At 71.8% G+C, this 24,639-nt stretch carries 19 protein-coding genes and 2 tRNA genes; 3 read left to right on the forward strand and 18 right to left on the reverse strand.

Annotated features, from left to right (window positions below; all coding sequences use genetic code 11):
• Positions 1–5: 5 nt before the first annotated feature.
• The 11 genes from ACFPBZ_RS05295 to ACFPBZ_RS05345 all read right to left on the reverse strand — a co-directional run bounded on the left by ACFPBZ_RS05295 (position 6) and on the right by ACFPBZ_RS05345 (position 15,687).
• On the reverse strand, positions 6–728 hold the full coding sequence (locus ACFPBZ_RS05295) for a response regulator transcription factor (RefSeq protein ID WP_378034962.1): 723 nt from the start codon (positions 726–728) through the stop codon (positions 6–8).
• A gap of 45 nt (positions 729–773) precedes the next feature.
• Entirely contained in the window at positions 774–2,096 is a 1,323-nt protein-coding gene (locus tag ACFPBZ_RS05300) for a lipopolysaccharide biosynthesis protein (RefSeq protein WP_378034963.1), read from the reverse strand.
• 2 nt (positions 2,097–2,098) lie between these two features.
• A complete protein-coding gene (locus ACFPBZ_RS05305; protein ID WP_378034964.1) occupies positions 2,099–3,754 on the reverse strand; it encodes a choline dehydrogenase in 1,656 nt (551 codons plus the stop codon).
• A gap of 104 nt (positions 3,755–3,858) precedes the next feature.
• Positions 3,859–4,071 (reverse strand): hypothetical protein, encoded by a 213-nt coding sequence (locus tag ACFPBZ_RS05310; protein WP_378034965.1) that lies wholly within the window; start codon positions 4,069–4,071, stop codon positions 3,859–3,861.
• Entirely contained in the window at positions 4,068–5,825 is a 1,758-nt protein-coding gene (locus tag ACFPBZ_RS05315) for a hypothetical protein (protein ID WP_378034966.1), read from the reverse strand. The genes ACFPBZ_RS05310 and ACFPBZ_RS05315 overlap by 4 nt, the downstream gene beginning before the upstream one ends.
• Before the next feature lie 80 nt (positions 5,826–5,905).
• Positions 5,906–6,727, reverse strand: a complete 822-nt coding sequence (locus ACFPBZ_RS05320; RefSeq protein WP_378034967.1) for a glycosyltransferase family 2 protein — start codon at positions 6,725–6,727, stop codon at positions 5,906–5,908.
• A complete protein-coding gene (locus tag ACFPBZ_RS05325; protein WP_378034968.1) occupies positions 6,724–8,013 on the reverse strand; it encodes a glycosyltransferase family 2 protein in 1,290 nt (429 codons plus the stop codon). Before ACFPBZ_RS05325 ends, ACFPBZ_RS05320 begins: the two co-directional genes overlap by 4 nt.
• A gap of 649 nt (positions 8,014–8,662) precedes the next feature.
• On the reverse strand, positions 8,663–11,065 hold the full coding sequence (locus ACFPBZ_RS05330; protein WP_378034969.1) for a hypothetical protein: 2,403 nt from the start codon (positions 11,063–11,065) through the stop codon (positions 8,663–8,665).
• A 127-nt stretch (positions 11,066–11,192) separates the two neighbouring features.
• A complete protein-coding gene (locus ACFPBZ_RS05335; protein ID WP_378034970.1) occupies positions 11,193–14,363 on the reverse strand; it encodes a BTAD domain-containing putative transcriptional regulator in 3,171 nt (1,056 codons plus the stop codon).
• Positions 14,364–14,560: 197 nt separating this feature from the next.
• Entirely contained in the window at positions 14,561–15,103 is a 543-nt protein-coding gene (locus tag ACFPBZ_RS05340; protein ID WP_378034971.1) for a hypothetical protein, read from the reverse strand.
• 511 nt (positions 15,104–15,614) lie between these two features.
• Positions 15,615–15,687 (reverse strand) — tRNA-Trp (locus ACFPBZ_RS05345).
• A 198-nt stretch (positions 15,688–15,885) separates the two neighbouring features.
• Between ACFPBZ_RS05345 and ACFPBZ_RS05350 the strand changes: the two genes are divergently transcribed.
• Positions 15,886–16,698 carry a hypothetical protein gene (locus ACFPBZ_RS05350; RefSeq protein ID WP_378034972.1) on the forward strand — a complete coding sequence of 271 codons (813 nt, stop codon included), beginning with the start codon at positions 15,886–15,888 and terminating at the stop codon, positions 16,696–16,698.
• A gap of 59 nt (positions 16,699–16,757) precedes the next feature.
• Here the strand turns inward: ACFPBZ_RS05350 and ACFPBZ_RS05355 are convergent.
• The 4 genes from ACFPBZ_RS05355 to ACFPBZ_RS05370 form a co-directional block, all read right to left on the reverse strand.
• A tRNA-Trp gene (locus ACFPBZ_RS05355) sits at positions 16,758–16,830 on the reverse strand.
• A 65-nt stretch (positions 16,831–16,895) separates the two neighbouring features.
• Entirely contained in the window at positions 16,896–18,428 is a 1,533-nt protein-coding gene (locus tag ACFPBZ_RS05360) for an SDR family NAD(P)-dependent oxidoreductase (RefSeq protein WP_378034973.1), read from the reverse strand.
• A 440-nt stretch (positions 18,429–18,868) separates the two neighbouring features.
• Positions 18,869–19,783, reverse strand: coding sequence for a methionyl-tRNA formyltransferase (locus tag ACFPBZ_RS05365; RefSeq protein ID WP_378034974.1), 915 nt, complete (start codon positions 19,781–19,783; stop codon positions 18,869–18,871).
• Between the two features lie 306 nt (positions 19,784–20,089).
• Positions 20,090–20,425: a hypothetical protein gene (locus tag ACFPBZ_RS05370; RefSeq protein ID WP_378034975.1), complete on the reverse strand. Its 336-nt coding sequence runs from the start codon at positions 20,423–20,425 to the stop codon at positions 20,090–20,092.
• Positions 20,426–20,642: 217 nt separating this feature from the next.
• Here ACFPBZ_RS05370 and ACFPBZ_RS05375 point away from each other — a divergent pair, with 217 nt between their 5' ends.
• Positions 20,643–21,410 (forward strand): ScbR family autoregulator-binding transcription factor, encoded by a 768-nt coding sequence (locus ACFPBZ_RS05375; RefSeq protein WP_378034976.1) that lies wholly within the window; start codon positions 20,643–20,645, stop codon positions 21,408–21,410.
• A 121-nt stretch (positions 21,411–21,531) separates the two neighbouring features.
• Here ACFPBZ_RS05375 and ACFPBZ_RS05380 read toward each other — a convergent pair whose 3' ends face one another.
• Positions 21,532–21,978, reverse strand: coding sequence for a hypothetical protein (locus tag ACFPBZ_RS05380; protein ID WP_378034977.1), 447 nt, complete (start codon positions 21,976–21,978; stop codon positions 21,532–21,534).
• Between the two features lie 90 nt (positions 21,979–22,068).
• A complete protein-coding gene (locus tag ACFPBZ_RS05385) occupies positions 22,069–22,617 on the reverse strand; it encodes a TetR/AcrR family transcriptional regulator (RefSeq protein WP_378034978.1) in 549 nt (182 codons plus the stop codon).
• A 71-nt stretch (positions 22,618–22,688) separates the two neighbouring features.
• Between ACFPBZ_RS05385 and ACFPBZ_RS05390 the strand changes: the two genes are divergently transcribed.
• The gene (locus ACFPBZ_RS05390; protein WP_378034979.1) at positions 22,689–23,096 is read left to right on the forward strand and encodes a DUF6463 family protein; all 408 of its coding nucleotides are present in this window, start codon (positions 22,689–22,691) and stop codon (positions 23,094–23,096) included.
• A gap of 664 nt (positions 23,097–23,760) precedes the next feature.
• Here the strand turns inward: ACFPBZ_RS05390 and ACFPBZ_RS05395 are convergent.
• Positions 23,761–24,495 (reverse strand): hypothetical protein, encoded by a 735-nt coding sequence (locus ACFPBZ_RS05395; RefSeq protein WP_378034980.1) that lies wholly within the window; start codon positions 24,493–24,495, stop codon positions 23,761–23,763.
• Positions 24,496–24,639 lie beyond the last annotated feature (144 nt).

Genomic DNA, 24,639 nt, shown 5'->3' on the forward strand with positions numbered 1-24,639 from the left:
CGGGCTCAGGGGACGGACTGTCCGGGGTCGTCCCCAGGGGCGCTCGTCCGGGCGTCGTAGCGGGCGGCCCGGCCGGGAGTCAGCCCAGCCTCCCGGGCCACGCGGACCGCCTCGAGCCTGCTGTGCACCGCGAGCTTGCGGAAAATCCGGTTCGTGTGGGTGCGCACCGTGTTCGGGGCCATCGCCAGGTGCTCGGCGATGAGCGCACTCGGCCAACCCTCGACGAGGCAGGCCAGCACCTCGAGCTCGCGCTGACTCAGGGCCGTCACCGGACCGGTGGGAGCAGGCTCGACCTCGAGCACGCGGCGGACGTCGCGGAGCAGGGCCCCCAGATGATCGGGCGGGTAGTGCGCGTGGCCCTGGCGGACCCCGCGGACGGCCTCGATCACGGCCGCGGTCCCTGCGTGCGGTGACAACCACGCTCCGAATCCCGCGCGGACGGCGGCCACCACGTCTCTCGCGTCGTCCTCGTCGGCCACGAGCACCTGACCGCAGTCCGGGAGTGCCTTGCCGAGCTGCTCCCCGACCCGAGGCCACGGCAATGCCAGACCTCGCGCCACGACCACGATCACATGCGGGCGACTTGCGCGGATCTGGGGGACGAAGTCCGGCTCGGACGTCCGTCGGGGCGGCAGAACGAAGAGGTCGGGCTCGCGGGCGAAGCACCGCTTGAGCGCCTCGACGAACAGGCGGTGGTCGGCCACCAGCGCGGTCCGGATCACCTCCATGACAGCGACCGTAGGGCGGCAACACCCTTGATCGCCTCCATCAGATCAGTGACCGTTTCGTCCCTTTCCGGGCCACCCTTGACTCACTGAGCGTAGCCGGGCGGCACGGGTGAACCATCGGCCGACCAGGAGGCACCCCGCGACCGTGCTCTGGCCGACGAGGGCGGCCATCCCCACGCCGGCCAGACCGAACGCCGGCATCGACGCCCACGCGGATGGGATGACGAGGAGGGCGGTGAGAAGTGGCACGCCGACCTGGAGAAGGCGTCGGTGGTGCACCCGCGCCAGCGCGATGCCGGCGGCGCCGACGATGTTGGGCACCGCCGAGAGGGCCGTGAGGGCGAGCAGCACGGTCCCAGTCCTGACGTAGTGCTCGCCGAACACCCGGAGGATCGGCGAAGCCCCGATCGCAAGCACGAGGGCCGCCGGGCCGACGACGGTCAGGGACTTCACGGCCATGTCGCGGGCCGCCCGCTCGGCCCGTTCGGGGACCGCGGCGGTGTGGGCGACGAGCGACTGCCCCATGCTCTGGGCGACGAGGTACAGGGCGAAGGCGACGGTCCAAACGACCCCGAAGGTCGCCGCGGCATCCGGTCCGAGTCGTGCCAGCACCAGGAGAGGCAGCCCGAAGTAGACGGCGCTGAGGAAGATCGTTCCGGTCCAGTCCGCCACGACGTAGCGTGCCAGGACCGGGCCGGCCACCCTTCCCGCGGCGTCGGTCGTCGCTCCATGGCTCAGGACGCGCCGGAGGTAGAGACTGACGACCACCACGGTGATGGCCGTGGCCACGGTCCACGACCCGGCGATCGTCGCCACGGTCCCGAGGGTCGAGGCAGCGAGGAGCAGGAAGACCTTGCCCACCGCGAAGGCGAGGTTCTCGAGCGGCACCACCGTCGCCCGTTTCGTCGCCGTGAGGACATAGTCCTGCATGACGAAGACCGTCCACACCGGGGTGGCCAGCACGAAGAGGACCAGCAAGGGCCGCTCCCCCAACGCAGCGACCAGCTCCGGGGCCCACCACGCCGCACCCAGCGCGAAGCCGAGTCCAGTGACCGTGCCGACGAGCACGCCGAGCGCGTAGCACGCGGCCACGAGGTGACCGGCTCCCCGACCCGCCTCGGGCACGAAGCGCAGCAGGGCACTACCGAGATTGAGCTGAGCGATCCCCGCCAGCATGGTGAGCGTGGACACGATGGTCGTGTTGACCCCGACGACCGCCGGTGGGAACAACCGGGCGGCCAGAACCCAGTAGCCCAGGCCCACCACCGACGAGAGGGCCGAGCTCAGCACCAGGGCGGCGCCGTCCCGATGCTGCGGCGCCCGCCAGCCGCGGAGGACGTCGACAGGGAGCCGGGACCGCAGCCGCACCGTCAGAGCGAGACCGTCGCTTCCGGCGTCTGGGTTGGTCGGGCGACACGCTGCGGTGGCGCGGGGGTGTTGCCGAGGAGGTGGTCCACGCCCTTCTCGGCGAGCATCATCGTCGGCGCATGGGTGGCGCTGTTCGGGCAGTACGGCATGGCCGAGGCGTCGATGACGCTCACGCCCTCCAGCCCGTGCACGCGCATCGTGGTCGGGTCCACCACCGACCCGGGACCGACGCCCATCCGGCACGTGGAGGTCGGATGCATGTCGGTCTCTCCGGTCCGGGTGACCCAGTCGACCACCTCCCGGTCGCTCGCCACCGCGGGGCCGGGCCAGGCCTCTCCGGCATCGAACTCCCGGAACGCCGGCTGGGCGAGGATCTCGCGGGCGATCCGGAGCGCGTCGATCCAGAACCGCCGATCGGGCTCGGTCTCCAGGAAGTTGAACAGCAGTTCCGGGGAGCGGCGGGCGTCGGCGGATCGGATGCGGACGGATCCGCGCGACTCGGCCCGCATGCTCGCCATGATCAGTTGGTAACCGTGTTCGGGGGCTCCCTCGTGGAACTGCATCGCGACGGGCGCGAAACCGAGCATGAGATCGGGGTAGTCGACCTCGGGCCTCGTCCGGACGAACCCACCGCCCTCGAAGATGTTCGTCGTGGCCGGACCGCGACCGGCCAACCAGGCGAGCCCGATCCCGGGCCAGTTCCGCTTCCGTCGCATCCCGCCCATCGAGACGGGCGACGAGCATGCGTGCTGCACCTTCGCCACGAGGTGGTCCTGGAGGTGTTCGCCGACGGCCGGCAGCTCGTGCATCACCCGGACCCCAGCGCCTTCGAGGGTCGCCGGGGCACCGATCCCGGAGAGTTGGAGGAGCTGCGGTGAGTTGAAAGCGCCTCCGGCGAGGACGACCTCGCCGCACCTCGCCTCCTCGGCCCGCCCCCGACGGTCGGAGTAGCGCACCCCGACGACGCGCCCGGACTCCACGATCAGGCCGGTCACGAGGGCCCCGGTGCGCACCTCGAGATTCGGGCGGCGGAGCACGGGGTGCAGGAAGGCCCGGGCCGCCGACATCCGACGGCCGTGGGCGATGGTCCGCTCCCAGGGGCCGAAGCCCTCGGGGTCGACGCCGTTGAAGCCGGGCACGACACGGTGGCCGGCGGTCTCGGCTGCCCCGAAGAGAGCACGGAAGAGCGGGTGGTCGACCGGCCCGCGTTCGAGCTGCTGCGGCCCGGTTGCGCCGCGCAGGTCGTCGCGCAGCGAGGGATCGCTGGTCTCCAGGCTCCTGAAGTACGGCAGGCAGTGCTCGTAGTCCCAGCCCGCCATGCCCTCGTCGGCGCCCCACCGGTCGTAGTCCAACGGGTGCCCCCGTTGGAAGACCATGCCGTTGATGCTGCTCGAACCACCCAGGAGCTTGCCGCGGGGATGCCGCATGCGGCGCCCCGCCATGTGGGGCTCCGGCGCCGACTCGTAGCGCCAGTCGTGGAACCGGCTGCCCACCGGGAAGGCGAGGGCAGCCGGGACGTGGACCGCAAGGTCCCACCGGCGATCCGGACGTCCCGCCTCGAGGACGAGGACCCGTCGAGCGGGATCGGCGCTCAGGCGGTTCGCCACCACCGAGCCCGCAGAACCCGAACCGACCACCACGAAGTCGTGGGTCTCCACCGTCGTCCCCTCACTGTTGCGTGTCCCGGATCGTCGGTGCCTCGTCGCCCGGGAGGAACCTGCAGACGACGTAGACGCCCGCACCGTCTGAGGGACGTTCCGGGTCAGACGAGGGTCTGGACCACGACCACCACCAGGCCCACCAGCAGGACGAGGGCGGCGACGCCGGCGAGCACGTCGAGGATCCGCACCGCCTGCGCCCGGCGGGGACCACGCCGGACGATCGGTGGCGCGCTCTCCGTAGCGACGGCGCGTGCAGCCAGGACCATGAGGAACACCGCGAATGCGCCAGCAGCGACGCCGGCTGCGACGGTCACGGAACCACCCTCACCAGCAGCGCGGAGACGTCGCCGGGTCCACCCGGGCCGTCGATCTGCCAGGCGAGCCGATAGGCACCACTCGCCGTCAGGAAGCGGACGGCGTCTCGCGTCCACCCGGGCGGCCGGTTCTCCAGCGCCACGCCACCGGCGTCCATGTTCGGCATGACGAGGATGCGGTCGGGACGTTCGAGGTCGACACAGCGCCGGAGATCGTCCGCGAGCTCGGAACATCCCCTCGCCGAGTTGACCTGGGTGAGTTCGCCGACCCGGGCGACCGAGAGCGGCGCGCCCCGGGAGAGCGGCAGGAGCTTGGCCCCGGGAGGCGTCTCGGCGATCACCGCGCGGGTGATCGCGACGTCTCTCGGCGTCACCTGCAGGTAGGAGTCGTTCCCTCCGCGAAGCACCACCAGGAGGAGGAACGTCGCGATCATGGCGACCACGCTGAGACCGGCCGCCGGCCGCCGCCGCCATCGCGTTCCGACGGTCCGGATCGCCTCGGCCCCGAGGACCGCCAGAACGGGCAGCCCGTAGAGCATCACCCGGAGGAGGACCTCACCGCCGTAGCTCTGCGCGGCGACGAGGACGACCGGGACGAGGGCCACGAGCAGCAGGACGACCTCGCGGTCGCGGCGCCACCGGATCCAGGCCCCCATCAGAGCCAGCAGCCACGTCGCGAGTGCCGTAACAATCCGCGCGGCCTTGACCACGAGCTGCCCCGGATCGCCGACGAGCCGACCGAGCAGTGAACTCGACAGCGCTCCCTGGACGTCCCCGAGATCCCCGGTGATCAGCTGCAACTGGGCCAGCCAGACCTCGCGGGCCCCGATCACCACCCAGGTGAGCTCCGCCGCGATGAGGACCAGGACCAGCCAACGCCCCCAGAACCGGCCGGCGAGTGCGAGCACCAGCAGTTGGCCGCCGAGGGCGAACGGCGTCAGTTGGTGATCCACGACGACCGCGAGCAGGCACAGCCCACAGGCAAGCCAGGAGAGCAGTACCTGCGACCCGGGGACGTCCGGTCGCCGGACCGGGGTCAGCGCTGCCACGAGCATCCGGCGGACGGGCCCGCTCGGCGATGCTCCGGGGTCCGGCAGCGGCCACCCCTCGTCCTCCGGTCGGACCCGGCGGGTCGCCAGCGGGCCGACGACCAGCGCCAGTACCGCAAGCACGAACACGATCGCCGTCGCCTGGGGCGAGAAGTAGTCCTGCTCGATCCAGTTCGCGCCGCAGAACAGCCACACGGCCACCCAGGGCCCGCGTCCTGCTCCGAGGAGTGGCCGAGCGATGGCGAACACTCCCACGGCCCAGACGACTACGATCACCGGAGGCGTCCAGCGCAGGACCACGTCGAGGGACGCCCCTCCCCCCGCCTCGGTGATCCAGGCCCACTGGGCGAAGAAGCCTGCCCAGCTGAACCGGGCGTCGACGTCCGCGGGGACACGGCCGGTGCGGGCGATGACCTCCACGAATCCGGAATGCAGCCACGCGGTCGGGATGCGGGCGCCGGTCTCCACTACGGAGGGCATTCCGGTGGAGCAGAGGATCAACGTCCCGGTGGCGAAGCCGAGCACCCGTGGACGGGCCCGTCCGGCGAATTCGGCCGCACAGGCGAGAACCGCGAGAAGAACGGCCCCCCAGCCCCACCCCGACAGCACCCCGGCGAGCCCCAGGCCGCCCATCGCCGTGACGTCGGTGCTGCTTGCGGCCAGAGGCAGGCAGACGAGTGCAGCGACGGCCAGTGCGGCGGACACCGGTGCCCGCCATCTCGTCCTCGGCCCAGACGCCGGTTGCAGGGCGTCCTCGACGTCGCTGGCCCGTACCTCGAGGGTCGTCATCCCGGAACCGCAGAGGAGCGTGCAGATCGTCCTAGTCGGGACGCGACCTCTCGCCGTCGACGCGCCCCGGGTGCGCGCAGGGCCCCCACCACCCGGTCGACCCGGGTCACCCCGTCGATGAGACCGAACTCCCTCGTGGAGGAGCGTTGCAGGGAGAAGAACCGGTCAGCCGTATCGGCATCCGGCGGGGATGCGCCGAGCCGGACCGCGGCGAGGGGGTCGGGAAGCCCGAGCATCGGACCGTGCTCGGTCATCCGGACATAGAGATCGAGATCGGCGACGAAGCGCTCGCGCCGGAACCCACCGATTGCGTCGAAGACGGACCGCCGGAGGAGGACTCCGGACGTCGATCCGACGGGATTGGCGCCACTGCGCACCACCCGGCGGGCGACGTGGCGCCGCTCCTGGACCCCGAGCAGCCCCCGGAGGAAGCGGGCGGGAGCGATCGTCCGTCCGAGTCGGTCGATCAGGTGCTGGCGGTGGGCGACGAAGGCCGCGGCCGGCTCGGCCTGCAGGAGCGATACCTGGACGGCGAGGCAGTGCGGGTGGAGGAGGTCGCCCGGCTGCAGGAACTTGACGAGAGGCGCGCTCGACGCGCCGACCGATCGGTTCCAGATGGTGGTGACCGGCAGTGTCTCCTCGATGTGCTGCACCCGTACCCGGTCGTCGTCGAGATCGGCCGTGACCGCGGCGCCCGGGGCAGCCAGCACGACCACCTCGATGTCCGTGAAGGCCTGCATCAGGACGCTTCGGACGGTCTTCGCCAGATCCTGCGCGCCCTGGAGTACTGGGACGCAGACCGAGACCGTCGGGGTCACCGGACCGCCACGGCGTGCCGCACGAGCAGGGGCAGACACACGAGCGCGACCAGATACAGAGCCAGGACCGGGTGGAACTCCTGTGCCACCACCATCGCCTGACCCCCGAGCACCCCCACCGCGCAGCCGACGGCCAGCGCGATCGTCCAGACCAGCGCCACCGGCGCTCCGCGGAGGAATCCGGCAACCGCCCAACCGGGCCCGAGCACCAGGAAGAGCACTGTCACCGCAAGGCGCGTTGGCCCCTCCGCCCCGACGAAGGCCGACACGGAGGCAGCGGCACCGAGTACGAGCAGGGCGAGCGCCATGGCGCGCCGTAGTCCGACCTGCGCCGTCCACCCCGCCGACGCCACCGAGGTGACCAGCCCGACGAAGTAGGCCAGAGCCGTGACGAGGACGGCCAGCGGCAGCGCCACCGCGGCACCGAGGGCCCGGCGGCGCGAGCCACCGCCGCGCACCGCGATCGTGAACTCCCGCCATACCGCTCTCGGGATGGCCGACACCACGTAGGAGCGCTCCGTGGCGAGCCCGTCTCCATCGCCGACCAGCCGTGAGAGCGTCGCCTTCGAGCGGCCCTCACCCCAGCACCGCCGGACCAGGTATCGCCATCGGGTGCGGGCGGGAGTGACGCGGTGGTCCACCACGGCGGCCGGGGTCAGCACCACCCGGGCACCTGCGTCCGCCTGTCGGAGCCGGATACACAGGTCGGTCTCCTCGCAGCCGGAGGGGGCCGTGCCACGTCGCCCCAGACGCTCGGTGAAGCCGCCGAGGGCGAGCGCCGACGAACGACGGAGGGCCATCGAACAACCCATCACGTTGCGGACGTCGCGATCCTCCTCGTCCCGGACGTAGCTGCACCCGACGACCCAGAGGAGCTCGAGCGGGAGGCAGGCCGGTGCGCCGGAGTCGTCGGGCCATTGCGGTTCTGCGGCCCCTCCGACCGCCACGACCGCGGCGTCGTCGAACGGCGCGAGGATCGCCTCGAGCCAGCCGGGCCTGGCGACGGCGTCGTCGTCGAGGAAGGCGACGACATCTCCCGTCGCCGAGGCCAGGCCGGTGTTCCGCGCCCCGGAAAGCCCCCGTGGGCGATCACTCTCGACCACCGATACGAGGAGGGGCCCAGGCCACTGTTCCGTCGCCCGTCGAGCGAGGTCCGGGTTGTGGTCGACGACCACCAGGATCTCGTCGGGCCCGCGGCTCTGGCCGGCCAGCGAGTCCACGGCACGGACGATGTCGTCCCACCTGTCCTCGGTGTAGGCGCACACCACCACGGACGTCGTGATCACGGCCCGGAACCCTCCGCCTCCCCGACGTCGCTCTGGAGGTGTCGAATGTCGTCGAGAGCGCGGCGGACCTCATCCCCCACGGGGCGTCGAGCAGTACGCCGTCTGCGCGAGTCCCCGGCGGGGCGCACGTTCCTATGGTGGGAGCCGCGATCGAGGTCCGGGGGATGCCGTGCCGTGGACGTGGGTGCTCGTCGCCGTCGTCTGGTTGACGCTCTCACTCCTCGTGGCCGCCGTGCTCGCGGCCGCGGTGAGGGCGAACTGGCGGACGACGCAACACCGGCTCGACGCCGCTGCGCGAGCCACGGACGCCGGTCCCGTGACCTCGGCACCGCCACATGCTCCCGGAGCCCTCGATCCGAACGCAGGATCGATGATCTGTCCCGGATGCGGCGCGGGTCGAAGCGGCAACTCGCCAATCCGGCCCCTGCCACGTGGCGCTGGAGGGAGCTGCACCTCCTGCGTCGGGCGCGACCCTGTGACACCTGATTCCTGACTCGACGAGAGCATCGGGGTCGGGACAGCGCGAAACGGGCGCGCGTGCTCTACCCCCGCTTCCTGCCAGGGCCGGCACAACCCGGAACGGCGCCGCTCCCGATGCGCGCCCACCTGGCTCCACGTCAGCCGGGCCGCGCGGTGGCAAAGGCAGTTCTCAAGAGTCCCGCAACGTCTGCCGAAGATAAGCGACGGTCACGACGCGGGTATTCGCCGACCAGCATCGGCAAACGGTCAGAGTCGGCCGGGTCGCCTCGGCTGCAGGGAGGTCGTAGCCGCGCGCCACAGCAACGGCGTCGTCCCAGGCGTCGTCGAGCCAGTAATCGCCGTGCTTGCGGAGCGGGAGGAGCGGTTTGACCTGGAGTTCCTGGTCGGGGACCGGCGGATCAGCGAGTCTCCAGTCGGGTCCGAATTCCCGACGACCGGGACGGCTCTCACCCGCGCCAGCTCCGCCTATCCAATCGGCCCGCGATACCTCACAGGCGTCGAATGTGTGGCGCCAGCTCAGCACCGGACCGGCAACGTGATCGGTATCCCGGTACAGATTGACCCACCGGGCGCCGAGATCGTGATGCAGCCCCTTAATGACGTCGAAATTGACGTACCCGGGAAAGGAGCGGGCGAACAGGACCTGCAACTGGGACCCGAAGGTGACGAGTCCGAGACGACGTCGATCCGGACAGTCGCGCGGCATCGACGCGAGCAGACGGACGAGGGTCGCTAAAGAGATCAGGCTCCCTTGGCTGTGGCCACACAGGACCACCGGCCCGCGCGACGATTCGAGATGGTGTTCCACCCGATCGGTCAGGCGCCGGATCGTGCCTCGGGCGTAAGGGGGCGGCACGAAGGGGTGCGACGACCTGGGCCAGAAGGCGATGACGTCCCAGATGACGTTGAGCCCGCGGCGGGTCGTCGTGTTCCGCGCCGCCGACCGCCCCAGCAGAGCGAGACGCACCGCGACGAGGCCGAGCAGGGCGGTGCCCGCCTCCATGAGCAGGGGCTCGATCCCTGCGCCGGCCGTGGACGCATAGGTCAGGAGTGTCGGTGGGGGTGCCCATCCGAAAAGGTCGCTGAGCTCCCCCCAAGCGGCGAAGACACTGAGGAGGCACCCGACGGCGGTCGCCGACGCGAGAAGGCCGACCAGATGGTTCTTCAGACGTGCCACGCCGATCGCTCGAGCTACGCGTGTCAGCCAGGAGGCCGGGAGCGGAGCACCGTACGCCTCGAAGGGCTCGGCTGCCTGGGCGCGTCGCCGACGAGGGGAGGCGACCGGCAGCCAGAACAAGACCACCAGGCCCACCAGGATGAGCAGGCACGTCATGACGCCCCACGCGTAGACCGCTCGGCTGAGCATGCCGGGGGCCACGACCCGGTAGTCCTCCGGAACCGACGGCTGCGCCTCCAGCGCCTTGGCCGCAGCGGTGCCCAGAGCACCGGCGTAGCCGACGGCGACAAAGATGGCCAGTCCGGATACGAGCGTGGCGGCCATACCCCCGGCGAAGGGCCGGAAGCGATCGGGCGACTCTCGGTGCCTCTCGCTCCATGCCACCACGGCATTGCTGATGAGCAGGACGATCCAACTGGTGCAACACCACACCATCACGGCGAAACAGGCGGGCTCGGCGTCAGGCAGTGACTCAGCGACGTTCCCCGGGGCTAGCGAACCAGGGCCGGTCAGCACGAGGAACAGGGTGAAAAGCAACGGTATCGAGCTCAGCAGGCTTGCAGCGTAGAAGGCTACCCCCGACCAGGACTGTATCCATGCGAACCTGCCCCACGGCCGGTCCCCGAGAACTATCGTGACAGCGGCGAGCAACCCCAGCGACACGAGCGCTACGAGCCGCGTGACGTGGAGTTCCCTGGTCGGAGGGCCGAGCGGTGCTGCGAGAACAGCGACCGTGAGAAGGCCGGCCGCCAGATGGACCGACCGGAGGACGGGTGCGTCCGGGTCGCCTTGGAGGAACTCGGGCGTCGTGAAGCGCGATGGCCCGTCGGACCTGAACGCTTGGCTCGGTTCACAGACGTCGTGACGATTCCGGGCCAGCCCGAAGCAGCCGAGGACGAACACGGCGCTTCCGGCTATCGCCAGGAGAGACACCCAGGTGGTCGGGCCTCCGGGCTTCTGCCACGCCCAGAGATCGAGGAGGATTACCGACACCGATACCGTGAGCAGGACGGTGAGCCCGAGGCCCAGAAGTCGGAGCGCAGCGCGCGCCACGGCCCGACCGCCTCGGGCGGCCCTTGCATCTCCTAATTTCGACCCGGTCATCGGCAACATGAAACCCGCAGCGTTCACGATCCCGAAGGGCGCGAGCAGGAACCAGAAAGCGCTGGCGGCCGAGCCTGATGTGGCCCGGCCCCAGTGGAAGGCCTCGATCTCCTCGCCGTGGTCGCCGCGAAGTAACGCGCCCCGGTTGTCGATTCCGCGGAAGAAACGCCCGTCCTGATCGCCGGCGACCTGCTCGACGCGGGCCGCCGCGAGCATCGATTCGGGTGGTGTGCCACTCACACCGTGCACTCGAAGCTCGACCCACGGAACGGCTGCGTTCTCGACCGACATCGCGCCCCCCCAGTATGTGCCACTGAAGGTGATCGGAGAGCCCAAACAGTGCAAGGCCATACACTCATTCGTCCGATTCGAACCACTCACTCGTACGCAGTGGCGTTCGCTCGGTGTGCACGTCTCCTCACGGGGAGCGGCGGGAAACCCGAAGCCCGAGGGGCAGCGCGGCGTTGCCGTCATCAACCGCCGCTCGCAGGGCCCGCGCGGCAGTGACCCACGGGACCCACCCCGACCGCTCGGCGAAGGCGACCGCCTCGCCGAATCGCTGCCGCGCCGTGGCCTCGTCGCCCCGGGTCCAGGCGCTGAGCCCGAACCACAGGGCCTCCGGCCCCACGATCGCACCCCCGAACCCGACGAGCACCGCCCCTCCTGGCTCCGAGGGAAAGGCGGCGAGAGCGGAGGCTGCCACCTTCGCGTCGCCCAGCCCGAATGCGGCACCGATGGCCATCGCGGCTGCTGTGCGCTTGAACCACATCGACGGGTTGGCCGCCCGCCGCGAGTATTCGGCGAGGTGTTCGCGGGCGAGGTCGTCGTGCCCGGCGCTCATCTCGGCCAGCGCCGTCGCTGCCGCCCATGCCGCGGTGTTGGCGGCACGGGCGGAGGCGGCGGCCGTCAGCGGCCCGAGCTCGGCGACGGTGCCGGCCAGCAGCCTCGACGCGAAGAGATGGGCCCCCACCGCGATCTGGGCCGACGGCAGACCGAGCTCGGCGCCTCGGGCGGCGGCCCGCTGGGCCGTGGACTCGGCGTCGGGATGACCCTCGGCCTGGAGCATGGCCGCCTCGATCACCCCCGCCGCCCACATGGAACGAGGGCGGAACCAGCGCGCCGCGGCCCGCTCGAGCTCGAGCCGGAGCTTCCCCGCGCGCTCGGTGCGCCCGTTCGCGAGTTCGGCCGACATCAGCAGTTCCAGGGCGTCGATCTGCAGGATCGGGTCCTCGGTCGCCAGCGCCAGGGCGTGCGCGTCGACCGCGAGCTCGAGCCGCTCCGTCGCGGGAGCCGTCGTGTCGGACACCTGCCGCGCCTCGAGGGCCCGCACGCGGGCGACCGCCGCCGGGTCCTCGGCGAGGACCGCCGGCGCGACCGCCCGGGCCTCCGCCATCAGCTCCGGCACCGTGGGCCCGGCGCTCGCGCCCACCTCACGGATGTAGGCCGCGAGCAGCTCGAGCCGTTGCCGGGGCGATAGCGGTCGGTCGAGCAGGCGTCGGAGCCGGTCCGCGCGGCGAGGGTCCCCGTCGATGGCGAGTCCGAGCGGCTCATCCCCCACCGCGGCCCGCAGGGCGAGCTCGTCCTCTCCTGCGGCGAGCGCCATGTCGACAGCGGCGTCCAGCTCGTCGTCAGGATCGCGGGGGTCCCGGTCGTCACGACGCATCCCGGCCAGAGCGCCGAGACACAGGGCTCGGTGTACGACGAGCGCCGGAACCAGGTCCGGCGATGCCGCCTCGGCCGCGTCGAACAGGACCAGCGCCTCGGCCAGCGCCCGCCGCCGGTACGACTCGACGCCGGCCCGCACCCGCGCGTCGGCCACCCGGTCCGCCTCGAGGACCGCCACGGCTCCCTCGCAGTGGCGGAGTTCGACGAAGGCGTCGTCGATGCCCCCGGTCTCGAGCCGCGCCCGGTGCAGGTGGGCGGCCCGGACAGCGGGGACCCGGGCGCGCAAGGCATCGGCGTCGAGCTCGTGGCGCAGCACGAAGCGGTCGGTCTCGGGTGCGACGAAGCCGCCGCGAGCGGCCGGGTCGAGATCGTCGGCGAGCTGGAGGGGACGGCGGCCGAGGACGTCGGCGAGCGCGGTCAGGGAGAGCGGGGCGAGCACGGCCAGGGCCTCGAGCGCGGAGCGCGTCGGCTCGGGCAGCCGCTCGACCTGGTGGGCGATCAGGGCGAGGACCTGCGGCGGGACCGTGCCGATCGCGCTGCGGGCATCGTCGAGCGATCGGGCCGGCCGGAGCACGTCGAGCAGGGCGGCGACGTGCAGGGCATGCCCGTGCGTGCGGGCCTGCACCAGCCCGACGAACTCGTCGTCCGGGTGGAGGTGCGCGAGGCGCGAGCGGGTCAGCGAGGCGACCGCATGTGCCGGGAGCGGGCCGAGCGACGGCATCTCGACGCCGTCGGCGCGTGCGAGGTCGGCGCTGACGGCGTGCCATTCGGGATGGGCGACCGCGTCGGGCACCCGGGCGGCGACGACGAGCACCGCCCCCGGCGGGAGGCCGCGGCGGGCGAGGCCCCGGAGGACGTCGAGCGAGGCGGAGTCCGCGTGGTGGGCGTCGTCGAGCGTGATCAGCACCGGACCGTCGGCAGCGACCTTCCCCAGGCCCTCGTGCAGCCACGGGCCGAGGGAACGGTCGGGCCGGCCACTCAGTCCGAGGTCGCCCGCCACCTCGTGCCAGGGCTCCGCCGGGGCACCGCCCGGCCCCCAGGCCGAGGACGCGGTCGTCGTGCCGGCCTGGTGTGCGGCGTCGGTGAGCGCCCGCAGGACAGCGGTCTTCCCCGTTCCGGCCGGCGCCTCGAGGATCACGGCGCGGCCGTCGTCGTGCAGGTGCTCGAGGACCGTGGCGACGAGTTCCTCCCGCCCGACGATCGCGGGGGCCTCGGGGCGACGGGGCGGGCGACGACGGGCGAGCGAGGCGTAGAGCTCGCGCAGCTCCTCACCCGGTTCGGCCCCGAGGTCGTCGCGCAGCCGGCGGCGGACGTCGAGGAAGTGCTCGACCGCGTCGCGCGGGCGGCCCGCGTCGCTCAGGGCGCGGACGAACAGGGCGGCGAGGCGTTCGTCGAGCCGGTCGGCGTCCGCGAGGAGGTCGACGACCGCCTCCGGCCGACCGGCGTCGACGAGCAGCGTCGCGTGGCGCTCGACGAGGGTGCGGTGGCGCTCCTCGGCGTGGGTGCGGGCTACTGCGAGGCGCGGTGAGTCGAGACCGGGGAGGACCGGCTCCCGCCAGAGAGCGGCGGCCTCGTCGTACCGGGCGAGGTCGGTGCCCCTCAATGCCTCGTCGGCGGCGTCGAGGAAGGCGAGGAGGTCGACGTCGCGGCGGTCGACGTTCAGCGTGTACAGCCCGCCCGAGGCGGTGATCAGCGACTTGTCGCCCAGCCATGTACGGACGCGGTGCACGGCGACCTGCAGGGTGGGACGAGGGTTGTCCGGGAGTTCCTCGCCCCAGACTTCGTCGATGAGCAGGTCGGGCTCCACCCCATCGCCCGCCCGGAGGGCGAGAAGCGCGAGCAGGGCGCGGGACTGCGAGCTGCCGGTCTGCTCGACCTCGCCCTCGCGGACGACGGCGACGTCCCCGAGCAGGCGAACGCCCACGTTCCCCATCGCAGCTCCCCCAGTGCGACTCACCCGATCCGGTGACGCGGAGAGAGTAGCCGTTGCGCGCGATTTGTCGGCATCCGCACGAAACAGGATCGATGAGCTACCCCGACGATCGCTGCGCGAGCGCACGGCGCCGGCCGTTGGTGCGGGCCCAGCCTGCGCAGCGCTCAGCCGCAGAGCACGCCCGCGCGTTACCCGGGCTCGATCGCGGTTCCGACGTCTTCACGTTCTGGCGCCTCATAGCCGGAGAAGCGCTCGGGAGGCTTGCTAGCGGTCCCCTTGAGCTGCACTAGCGAGCCATCGAGATCACGCACCCAGCCCCGGCCAGTAGCGTCGGCGAAGACCAGATCAATCCAGATCGGGACCTTCTCGTCGTAGTTGGCTAGCACTATGTCGTTCAACCACTCGTTGATGCGACGGCGAGTGTGTTCCTCGCCCGTCGGGTAGATGCGCCGCATCTGCCGATAACCCATGTCCACACCGTTCAGGTAAGCGTGCACTCGGATCCGGTAGACGGGCACGTCGGAAGCGTTGCGATACTTCAGCGACCACTCTCCAGCCTCTGATTTGTCCAGCCAGTGTGCAACCTTTGAAGCCTGACTCTCTGTTTGAGCCCGACGCTCTTCACGTCGCCGGCGGCTTTCGATCCACAGGAGAGAGGTTGTTCCAGCGAACGCAAGACTGGTCGCTATCGCTTCGATCCACCCTGGAACGTCACCAAAATCCAGCAGCATGCATTCCCCCGTCATTCACAGAAGGTTGCCTAGGGTACAGATCCTATCCGCGGCCTCGTGATGACCGTCGCGTCGGCACCATGGCTCAGGGGGCATACGTCGGCGGGGCCCGACGTCGGTGAGAGAGAGCGAACACGGGCAAACTGGCAGAAGCCGCACTGAGACGGGCCCACATCTCCATGGCGACGCAGAACTCGTCGGGTTTCCTGGTGGTCAGCTCCAGCCCGTCGTACGAGGAGTTCATCGGTGGAGGCGATCCGAAGTCGGACAGTGGCCTGCCGCATCACGGATGCCTCGGGGCCGTCGTCTCGTAGCAGCAGGTGTCGGGGCAGAGCGCGAACGCGAACTGTCTCGGCTACTGACGACCCGGACGCGCGCGACGACCACGAAGGGTCGCCATCGGGAAGCGTGTCGGCAAGACTCGGTTGATCGGTTGCTCGATGAGTTCGAACACGCGACTCGTCAGCTACCGGTCGGACTGCTCAGGTTTTCGGCCTGTCTATTCCCTCAGCACGGGTGGAGGGACTCGAACCCCCGACCGGTCGCTTTGGAGACGACAGCCCTGACCTCTGAGCTACACCCGCGTCGACCAACGTAGGCAGCGGCAGCGTCTTCGGCGAACGAATTCCGGAGGGCGGCGTTCTGCCGCGCACATCAGCCGGCGGCGAGACGACGACCGGTGCGCGGTGGGACCTCATGGGCGCTTGCACATGAGGCCCGTGCGAGTCGGATGGCGGACGAGGGCAAGCAGTGTCACTACCTCCAGACCGCACCATGGGTCCGTGAGCCACTGCTTCCTCGCCGCGGCCGCGGACGACACCATCATTGCGACGTGGTGCTCGGTCGCCTTCGAGGACACGCTCCGAGGCCTTCCAAGTCCCGTGACCGACGGCGACGTCACCGCGGAGCGCTTCCTGCTCCACCGCGACCCGGCCCTCGAGGTGTACTTCGCTCCCCTCGACCGGTTCAACGCGTCGGCCCGGGTCGCGCTGGTGGGCATCACTCCCGGCCGGTCCCAGGCCCGGCTCGCCCTCGCCACCGCCTCGGCCGCCCTGCGAGCGGGCGCCTCCCTCGACGTGGCCCTCGCGCAGGCGAAGTCGACGGCCAGCTTCGCCGACCCCATGCGCCGCAACCTCGTCACCATGCTCGACGGGATCGGCCTCGCCACCGCCCTCGACATCCCGACCTGCAACGACCTCTTCCACGAGCGGACCGACCTCGTCGCGATGACGTCGGTCGTCTGCCATCCCGTCTTCGTGCGCGGCGGGGAGAACTACCGCGGCTCATCCCCGGCGCTCGACGGCCATCCGCTGCTCCGGGCCTTCGCCGAGCGCGTCCTCGCGGCCGCCCTCACGTCGGCGCCCGACGCGCTGGTGGTGCCGCTCGGGGTGGCCGCCGAGCAGGGTTTCCGCCTCGCGGGTGTGGATCCTGCGCGGGTCCTGTCGGGCTTCCCGCACCCCTCGGGCGGGAACGGCCACCGCGTGGCCTTCTTCGCCCGGGAGAGGTCCCAGCTCTCGGCGGCCGTGACGGCCTGGGGAGCTCGCGGACGCCGGTGGCCTCGCCCTCGTGCTGCGCCTCGGGCTGTGGGTCGATGACCGAGAACCGGGTCCCCGGGACCCGGTTCTCGCTTAGGGTTGACCTTCGAGGACATCAGCACGGGTGGAGGGACTCGAACCCCCGACCGGTCGCTTTGGAGACGACAGCTCTGGCCTCTGAGCTACACCCGCGCCGAGCAACGTAGCGAGTGAATGCTGTGCTGCCGAACGAATTCTCGGTAAGCCTGGTCGCTGGATCAGCGACGGATCATGGTCGCCAGACGGCGGCGCACCGCCCGAGGCACGACCCGACAGGCCAGATCGACCAGCGCGACCCGCGGCGGCGCGACGACCAACGAGCCGGACCGGGTTGCTCCGGTGATCTCACCCTCGGAGCGTCGCGACAGGGCGGTGCCCGTCCGCGGCGGGACCACGGCCACGATGTCCACCTTGGAATCGAGCACGGAGATGCCGAACGACCGGGTCAGGGAGAGCACGAACGCGTCGGTCGCTCCACGGGTCGTCCCTCGCCCCGGGCTGAAGCCGGCGGCGTCGGGCAGCGTCACGATGCGACCTCCTCTGCCCGCCGACATCGCGGACAGTGCGGCGCGGAGGAGTTCGAGCGCGGCCATCGGGCCGGCCTGCAGTTCGGACTGCAGGACGTCGAGGGCAGTGTTCGAGAAGTTCGTCGACAGTGCGGGACGCTCGACGCCGAGCACGACGAGGTCGATGGGCCTGCTCTCGTCCTGGAGGCGTCGGCAGATGTACTCCCGTTCGAGGGGGACGGCCAGGTCGGCGGCCACGACCTCGACGGCCTTCTGGTCGGCGCTCCCGAGGGACTCGACCAGCCGGGCCATCCGGTCCTCCGCGCGGCCGACCAGGACCACCTCCGTGCCTTCGGCCAGGAGAGTGCGCGCCACGGTGCCGCCGAGGTCGGAGTCCGCCGACGTGATCAGGGCGCGACGGGGGACGCCACTGGCGAGCCCGGACCGTCGTCGCCGGGCCAGGGTCGGAAGGACACCCAACGGTCGGTGGGGCACGAGACGACCGAGGGTCGCGGTGACGCGGAACCGGACCCCCGGCACGGACACGACCCGACCCCGCGCGAGATCACCGAGGCAGGCCTGCGCCATGTCGGCGGGCGACCACGAGCGTGCACCGAATCGGCGGGGCGACGTCGCACCGACCTCGTTCCGGTCGGCGAACTCGGTGTCGGTGAGGCCGGGGCACAGTGCCATGGCGTGAACGCCAGTGCCGCGGAGCTCCTGGGCCAGCGACTCGGTGAGGACCGTGACCCACAGCTTCCCCGCGCTGTAGACGGCGGCGGGACCGGCCTTGGACACGAAGACATCGACGCTGGCGACGTTGACCACCGCGCCACGACGGCGGGCGATCATCGCCGGCAGCGCGGTGCGGGTGAGGGCGAGGACAGCGCCCAGGTTGAGGGCGACGTGGCGGCGCAGTCGGTCGACGTCGACGTCGCCCAGCGCGGCGTCGACGGTGTCCCCGGCGTTGTTGAACAACAGGTCGACCGGGCGCTCCGTCTGCGTGAGCCGGGTCCCCACCCGCGCGACGTCTTCCGGGTCGGTGAGGTCGGCGACCAGCACCTCGACCAGGACCCCTTGCTGCTGACGCACGCGCTCGGCGAGCGCATCGAGCCGGGCCCGGTTCCTGGCGACCAGGACGAGATCGTGCCCACGGGCCGCGAGCGCCTCGGCGAGGGAGCACCCGATCCCCGAGCTGGCTCCGGTGATCAGTGCGGTCCGGAGCCCCGTCAGGTCCACGGTCACGGGAGAACTCTCCTCCCTGCTGAGAACACGTTGGTGATCGTATCGACGCCCGTCGCCGCAGACCGGAGTCAGTTCCCCGCGCGTCGAGGAGCTGGTCGTCGATCCACCGGTCGCGCGAGCGCTCCCGGCCCTGGGAGTCGACGTAGCCGCAGTTCCGGGAACGGGGCGTCGCGGTGGTCGTCGAGACCGGCGCGACCACCGGGGCTACGGCGGCAGGGGCCGTCGTCGGGAAGGCCGGGAGGACCGGAACGGACGGGACCGGCGCCGCCTGCAGCGCGACCGCCACCCCGAGCGGCACATGGGCCCCCCAGCCCGCTCCGCGGAGGCCGCCGCCTCGTCGAACCGATGGGCCAGAAAGGGAAACCTCGGCACAGACAGGTCAGGGGCCTGTCAGCGGTCCGTGCTCGTCAAGTGGCCGGCAGCCCTCTGGAACGGCCACTTCAACTACTGAGCACGAGGCCGTCGTCGAGGATCTCGTGGACCGGTGTCGAACGCCCGTCCACGGTCGTCCCGAGCACCCGCACCCAGCCGTCGCCGGTCCCCACCCGGACCTGTTCACCCTCGACACGGACACGACCTGGCTCCGCCGCACCGTCTGACACGTCCGGCTCGAGCCGCGTCACCGCCACCTCCCCCACACCCGGCACCAGCGTCCGGGCCGCACCCCACGGCGACCGGAACGGCCGGTAGTCGAACGCACGGACGAACGCGTCCACCTCCGCCGTCGAGGAGGACCAGGAGATCCAGCCCTCCTGCGGCACCTCGCGGCCGTAGTAGACCCTCGCGGAGAGGTCCTGCGGCGTGCGGGGCAACCCGCGCGGGTCGTCGTGAAGGCGCGCGAGCAGGTCGTCGACCAGTTCGATCCCGCGCTGAGCACACCGGGTCGAGACGGTCAGCCCGGTGTCGCGCGCGGTCAGATCGAAGTCGGCGCGGGACACCACGTCGCCGGTGTCGATGCCCGGCTCCATCCGGTGCAGCGTCACGCCGTGGCGGTCGCGGCGGTGCAGGACCGCCCAGCTCGGCACGTTGAGCCCGGCGTACTCCGGCAGCGGCCCCGGGTGCAGGTTGAACGCGCCCACGCGCGGCGAGGCCAGCACCTCCGCCCGCACGATGGCCAGCGAGTGCACGTTGAGCAGGACGTCGACCCCGAGCGCGCGGAGCTCGTCGGCCAGCGCGACGTCGCGGACCCGTCTGGCGGGCAGCACGGGGGCGCCGGCCTCCGTGGCGATCGTCGCCACCGAGCCGCCCACGGGCGCCGAGTCGGTCAGCGCACACACGAGCTCGTGGTCGCCGGCCACCACCCGCGCGACGGCCCGCGCCCCGGCCGCCTCCTCACCCACGAACGCGATCCGCATCGTCGCCCACCCCCGGACGAGTGAGCGTAACCGGACGAAGAGGACACACCAGTCCATGCGCGAGATGTATGGGCGCGCACCTCCGGGCGTCGCGGGCGGCCCGAGCTACGGGAACACCCGCAGAGACCTCGTGCCGGTTCCGCCGCCGACTGCACCGAGGCCGAGGAGCTGCTCAGGTCGCCCCATGTCTCGTGCGCCAGGGTCTTCCCGAGGTGCGTGCACCCGCTCAGCGGAGTCAAGGAGCACAGGACCCGTGCCGGGCGTACCCCCCAGGCAACGCCCGGCACGGTGTATGAGGGTCGGGGATCAGCTCCCCGGGGGCACGACGTTGCGCCGGCCGGCGTCTACCGGGAGAGCGTTGCCGACACGGGGCGGCAGATGGGTCGCGGTGTCGATCCGCAGCTGCCGGCACCGCGCCTCGACCTGGTGCCAGACTCTCCGTGCATCGGCGTCGTCGTCGAGCCACTCCTGGGCCTCGGCGGCGGCGGCCGCGTCGCCGTGCTCGACGAGCACGTGCAGCTCGACCAGTCGGTCGCGCGTCCGCGCGCCGCCGGCCAGTTCCGGATACCGCGCTGCGGCGACTGAAGGCTGCGCGTCGAAAGTCGACGGCAAGCCCAGGGCGGTCAGGTCGATCAGGCTCATGCGCGCACCCCTCGGGTGGTGAAGCCGCGGCAAGTCGTAGTACGGGGCGCACCCGGGACTGGAGTACGTCGACGTCGTCGGCACTGGGCCGTCCGGACCGTTCCAGCGGCGCCACCCGCTGTGCGATCTCCCCGCAGTCCAGGTTCACGCTCCGTCCTCGGCCTGGCCACGGACCCCGGGGCGGCGAACATACCGCTCGTTTTCGTCGGTGAGAAGGGTGGACGTCGGGTTCGACTGGCCCGGTACCGTCGCGCTCACCTCAGCGGGGAGGGGGACCACTGTGAGTTCGCATCCTGATGACGGCACCGGCGCCAGTGCCACCGGGGCCTCCGATGGGTTCCCGCGGCATGGCGGTCGCGGACAGCAGCAGCGTGCCGTGGTGACACGCCACGGCCTGCTCACGGCCGCAGGCGAGCACTTCGCGGCCACCGGCTACCACGGGACGTCGCTGCGCGAGATCCTCGAGGCCTGCGGGGTCACCAAAGGCGCGCTGTACTTCCACTTCTCCAGCAAACAGGCCCTCGTCGAGGCCATCATCGCCGAGACCACCCACACCTGGACCGAGATGGCCGCCGAGGTCCGGGGGCGCGGGATCGATCCGCTGAAGGCCCTCATCGCCTCCATCGACGGGGTGTTCACGCTGATGCTGACCGACCCGATCGTGCGGGGCGCCATCCGGCTGCTCAACGACCCCGGCGTCCCCTCCGACCGTGCTCGCGAGCACTACGAGCAGGCCGAGGCCTTCATCGACACCCACCTGAGCGACGCGGCCGCAGCCGGGCTGCTCCGGGACGGGACCGACGTCCACGCGCTAGCGCAGTCCGTCACCGCCACCATCACCGGGCACCGACTGATCTGCGACCGCACCGACGCCCTCGATGAACTGTCCGGGCGACTCGAAGCCATGTGGCGGGCGCTGCTGCCCCTCATCGCCTCCCAGCGCTGGCTCGACGACCACCATGAAGGTGCACTGCCAGGACGCTGAGCGGTCCTCCGGATCGATCTGCGCCTGTCATGAGGACCTGTCCGGGCGGTGCTCAGCCGCGTCTCCGTGCCGCGTGCCGCGACACCCCTCCGTTGACTCGAGCACCGAACCGCCGCACGCGTCAATGCGCGGCAGCGTCGAGGAGCTGGTCGTCGATCCACCGGTCGCGCGAACGCTCCCGGCCCCGGGAGTCGACGTAGCCGCAGTTCCGGTTGGTGATGACGTTCGGGTGGGCCGGGTCGCCGAACTCCGGCGGGCCCGAGAGGTCGCAGACCGGCGCCGGCTTCTTCGTCGTCGGCTTCTTGGTGGTCGTCTTCTTGGTGGTCGTCTTTGCGGGGGTCTTTGACGAGGGACGAGCCGCCTCGGTCGTCGTCGGCACCGGCGCGACGACCGGAGCCACGGCGGCAGGGGCCGTCGTCGGGAAGGCAGGGACGACCGGGGCCGGCGCGGCCTGCAGCGCGACTGCCACCCCACCGCCGCCGAGCATGCCGGCGACCGTGGCCGCGCCGAGCGCGAGGTGCGCGACGTAGCTGCCGCGCCGCGAGTGCTGCTGGTGATGCCGACCCATGGTGTCCCCCGACCTCCGTGTTGACCGGTGGTTCGGAGTTCCGGAGGCGAGCGTTATCGCAGCTCCAGGGGTCGCACCCGAACGAGCGAGCTACGCCTCGAACACCAGCACCGCCGCCCGGGCCATGACCTCGGTCCGGCTCCGACCCCCGTGCGAGGCGACGATCAGGGAGCTCGAGATGGCCGCGGCGAAGGCGAGCAGGCAGCGGGCCTCGAGGTCGAGCGGGTCGGGGAAGCGCTCGCGGAAGGTGTCCCGCAGGTACTCCATGCGCGCGTCGTCGACCCGGCGGAGGCGCTCGGCGACCTCGGGGTCACGCCGGGCCCAGTCCCGCACGGCCAGGTCGACCGGCACGAGGTCGTCGGCGAACGTCAGCATCGCCGCGCGGCGGGCCTTCGTCAGCGGGTCGCCGCCCTCGCGCTCGGCCTGCTCGACCACGGCGCTCCCGCTGCGGCGCTCCCACTCGTCGAGCACCTCGGTGAGCAGGGCCGGGCGGTCGGCGAAGTAGCCGTAGAAGCCGCCCTTGGTGACCCCGAGCTCGCGGGCCAGCACCTCGACCCGCACCGCGTCGGGGCCCCGCTCCCCCAGCATCCGCAGGCCGGCGTCGACCCAGGCCTGTCGGGGTGTCCTCGCGCGTGCCACATCGTGACTATACGGCGCCGTACAGAGCGCCTACGGTCGAGTAGATACGGCACCGTACAGAAGGAGTCCCGATGCGACGTTCGACAGCGGTCTGGGCCGGCGGGTGGCTCACCCTCGCCTTCGGCGCCACCCACACCGTGCTGGCCACGTGGGGCACGCGGTCGGAGTGGGCCCGCATCCACCGCGAGGGCTGGTGGGACACCGTGCGACTGGAGCCCCACGACGAGGCCGGGGTCCGGCGGGCGCTGACCGCCTGGTTCTCGATCGCGAGCTTCGGCGTGCCGTGCGCGGTGCTGGGAGCACACCTCGTCTCGGCGGCGACCCGGGGACAGTCGGTGCCGCGGTGGGTCGGCGGGACGCTGCTGGCCTGGTCGGTCCCGATGGTCGTCGTGCTGCCGCGGTCCCCTGCGTGGGTGGCGCCGGTGTTCGCGTCGCTCCTCCTGATGGGTGCGGAGCGTCCCGCCCAGTCGAGCACCTAAGTCGTGCCGACAGGCTCTGCTTGCAGAGGCCTGCCACGGTGCGCTTCGACACTCGCCTCTGGTTTGCGGTCAGACGTTGCCGGGCCGAGCAGCCGCCGATTGTGGCGGGGTCGCCGGCCGACTCGCCGCCGCCGACTGCGGCGGAGGTTCGCGACGCGCAGCCGCCGACTGTGGCGGGACTCGGCGCCGCGAAGCCGCCGACCCCGGCTGCGTCTTGCCGCCGCTCGCCGCCGCCGACTTCCGTTGCGTCGTTTCCCCGCTCGCCGCCGCCGACTTCCCCTTGGGCGCGGGCGTGTCGGCCGCCGACCGGGGCGCGACGCCACGGGGCCGCGCAGGCGACCGGGAAGCGCTGGCTCGGCTCTGACACAGGGCAGAGCAGTACGGCCGATCCCGCCAGAGGTCGATCGGGTTCCTGCAGGTCTGACACTGGTACGCGACGACCGGGGGCAACACAGCGCGGGTCGTCCTGGGTCCGGGCCTGGGCCGCGGAGACTGTGGAGCCAGCATGGACGGAGCATGACCGGGCGAGGTCACGAACGGGACACTCCTCCTTGCCCGGACCGAGCCGGAGCAGCTGACGGTCCGCCGGGACGGCCCGGGCCTCAGCGACACGACGACGACGGAACCGTGTCCGATGGACACGGTCCCGACGTAGCTCCGACTCTCACCGACGGGACATGACCTCGGTGCGCGGCTCGCGGTAGTCCTGCCCGGCCTGCAGGTCCGCGCGGTCGCCGCGCCGACCACGCCCGATCGCGTACGCGCCCCCGCCGATCAGCACCACCGCTCCGGCCCCGCCGAGGACCCAGGGCAGCATGTCCGAACCAGTCTCCAGCTCGGTGCTGCTCGCGATGGTGTCGGTCTCGGTCGCGGTATCGGTCGACGTGCTGCTCGAGCTTCCCGACGACGAACCGTGTCCCGAGCCGTGCGTGCCAGCCCCGGCGCCCGCGCCCGCCGCGGTGCCGCCGTGGTGGGCGGGCGTGGGGGCCGGGGCGGCGCCGGGGACGGTCAGCGTGGAGGTGACCGTGCCCGCCGACGACGACGCGGTCACCGTGTACGTGCCGGGCTTCGCCCCGGCGGCGACGACGGCCGATCCGGAGAACGCCTCGGGGTCGGTCCGCGTCATCGTGGCCGGCCCGGCGAACGCCGGCGAGGTGACCGTGATCGGGCCGGTCGCGGTGGAGGCCGCCGGCTCGGCGAACGTCCCGGAGAACTGCACCGACGCGCCGGGCTTCACCGACGAGGCCGACAGCATGAGGCGCCCCGGCTCGCTGACCACGGCGGCACTGGTGCTCGACGTCGGGACGGTGACGGGGGTGGCGGCCAGGGCGATGCCGGTGCCGGCGAAGGTGAGCGAGCCGGCGATCAGGGTGGTGGCGGCGATCCGGGCGAGACGCATGACGTGCTCCCGAGGGTGAGGGAGTGGGGGCGGGAGCGTCCTGGTGGGCGTTCTCCGTGCTGACAGGGAGAACTCTGCCGCCGCGACCGGGTCCGTCCCGTCCCCTGAGCAGCCGGTCCCCGGGACGACACGGGTGTCCCCCGA

This window comes from Actinomycetospora atypica, from assembly GCF_042653685.1.
In the GTDB taxonomy this organism is placed as follows: Bacteria; Actinomycetota; Actinomycetes; order Mycobacteriales; family Pseudonocardiaceae; genus Actinomycetospora; species Actinomycetospora atypica.

What these genes read in the sequence shown, in the direction of transcription:
- ACFPBZ_RS05380 (WP_378034977.1), bottom strand. Translation starts at nt 21,978, where the DNA reads ATGGGTCGGCATCACCAGCAGCACTCGCGGCGCGGCAGCTACGTCGCG.
- ACFPBZ_RS05395 (WP_378034980.1), bottom strand. Translation starts at nt 24,495, where the DNA reads ATGCGTCTCGCCCGGATCGCCGCCACCACCCTGATCGCCGGCTCGCTC.
- ACFPBZ_RS05370 (WP_378034975.1), bottom strand. Translation starts at nt 20,425, where the DNA reads ATGAGCCTGATCGACCTGACCGCCCTGGGCTTGCCGTCGACTTTCGAC.
- ACFPBZ_RS05365 (WP_378034974.1), bottom strand. Translation starts at nt 19,783, where the DNA reads ATGCGGATCGCGTTCGTGGGTGAGGAGGCGGCCGGGGCGCGGGCCGTC.
- ACFPBZ_RS05295 (WP_378034962.1), bottom strand. Translation starts at nt 728, where the DNA reads ATGGAGGTGATCCGGACCGCGCTGGTGGCCGACCACCGCCTGTTCGTC.
- ACFPBZ_RS05390 (WP_378034979.1), top strand. Translation starts at nt 22,689, where the DNA reads ATGCGACGTTCGACAGCGGTCTGGGCCGGCGGGTGGCTCACCCTCGCC.
- ACFPBZ_RS05340 (WP_378034971.1), bottom strand. Translation starts at nt 15,103, where the DNA reads ATGCTGCTGGATTTTGGTGACGTTCCAGGGTGGATCGAAGCGATAGCG.
- ACFPBZ_RS05330 (WP_378034969.1), bottom strand. Translation starts at nt 11,065, where the DNA reads ATGTCGGTCGAGAACGCAGCCGTTCCGTGGGTCGAGCTTCGAGTGCAC.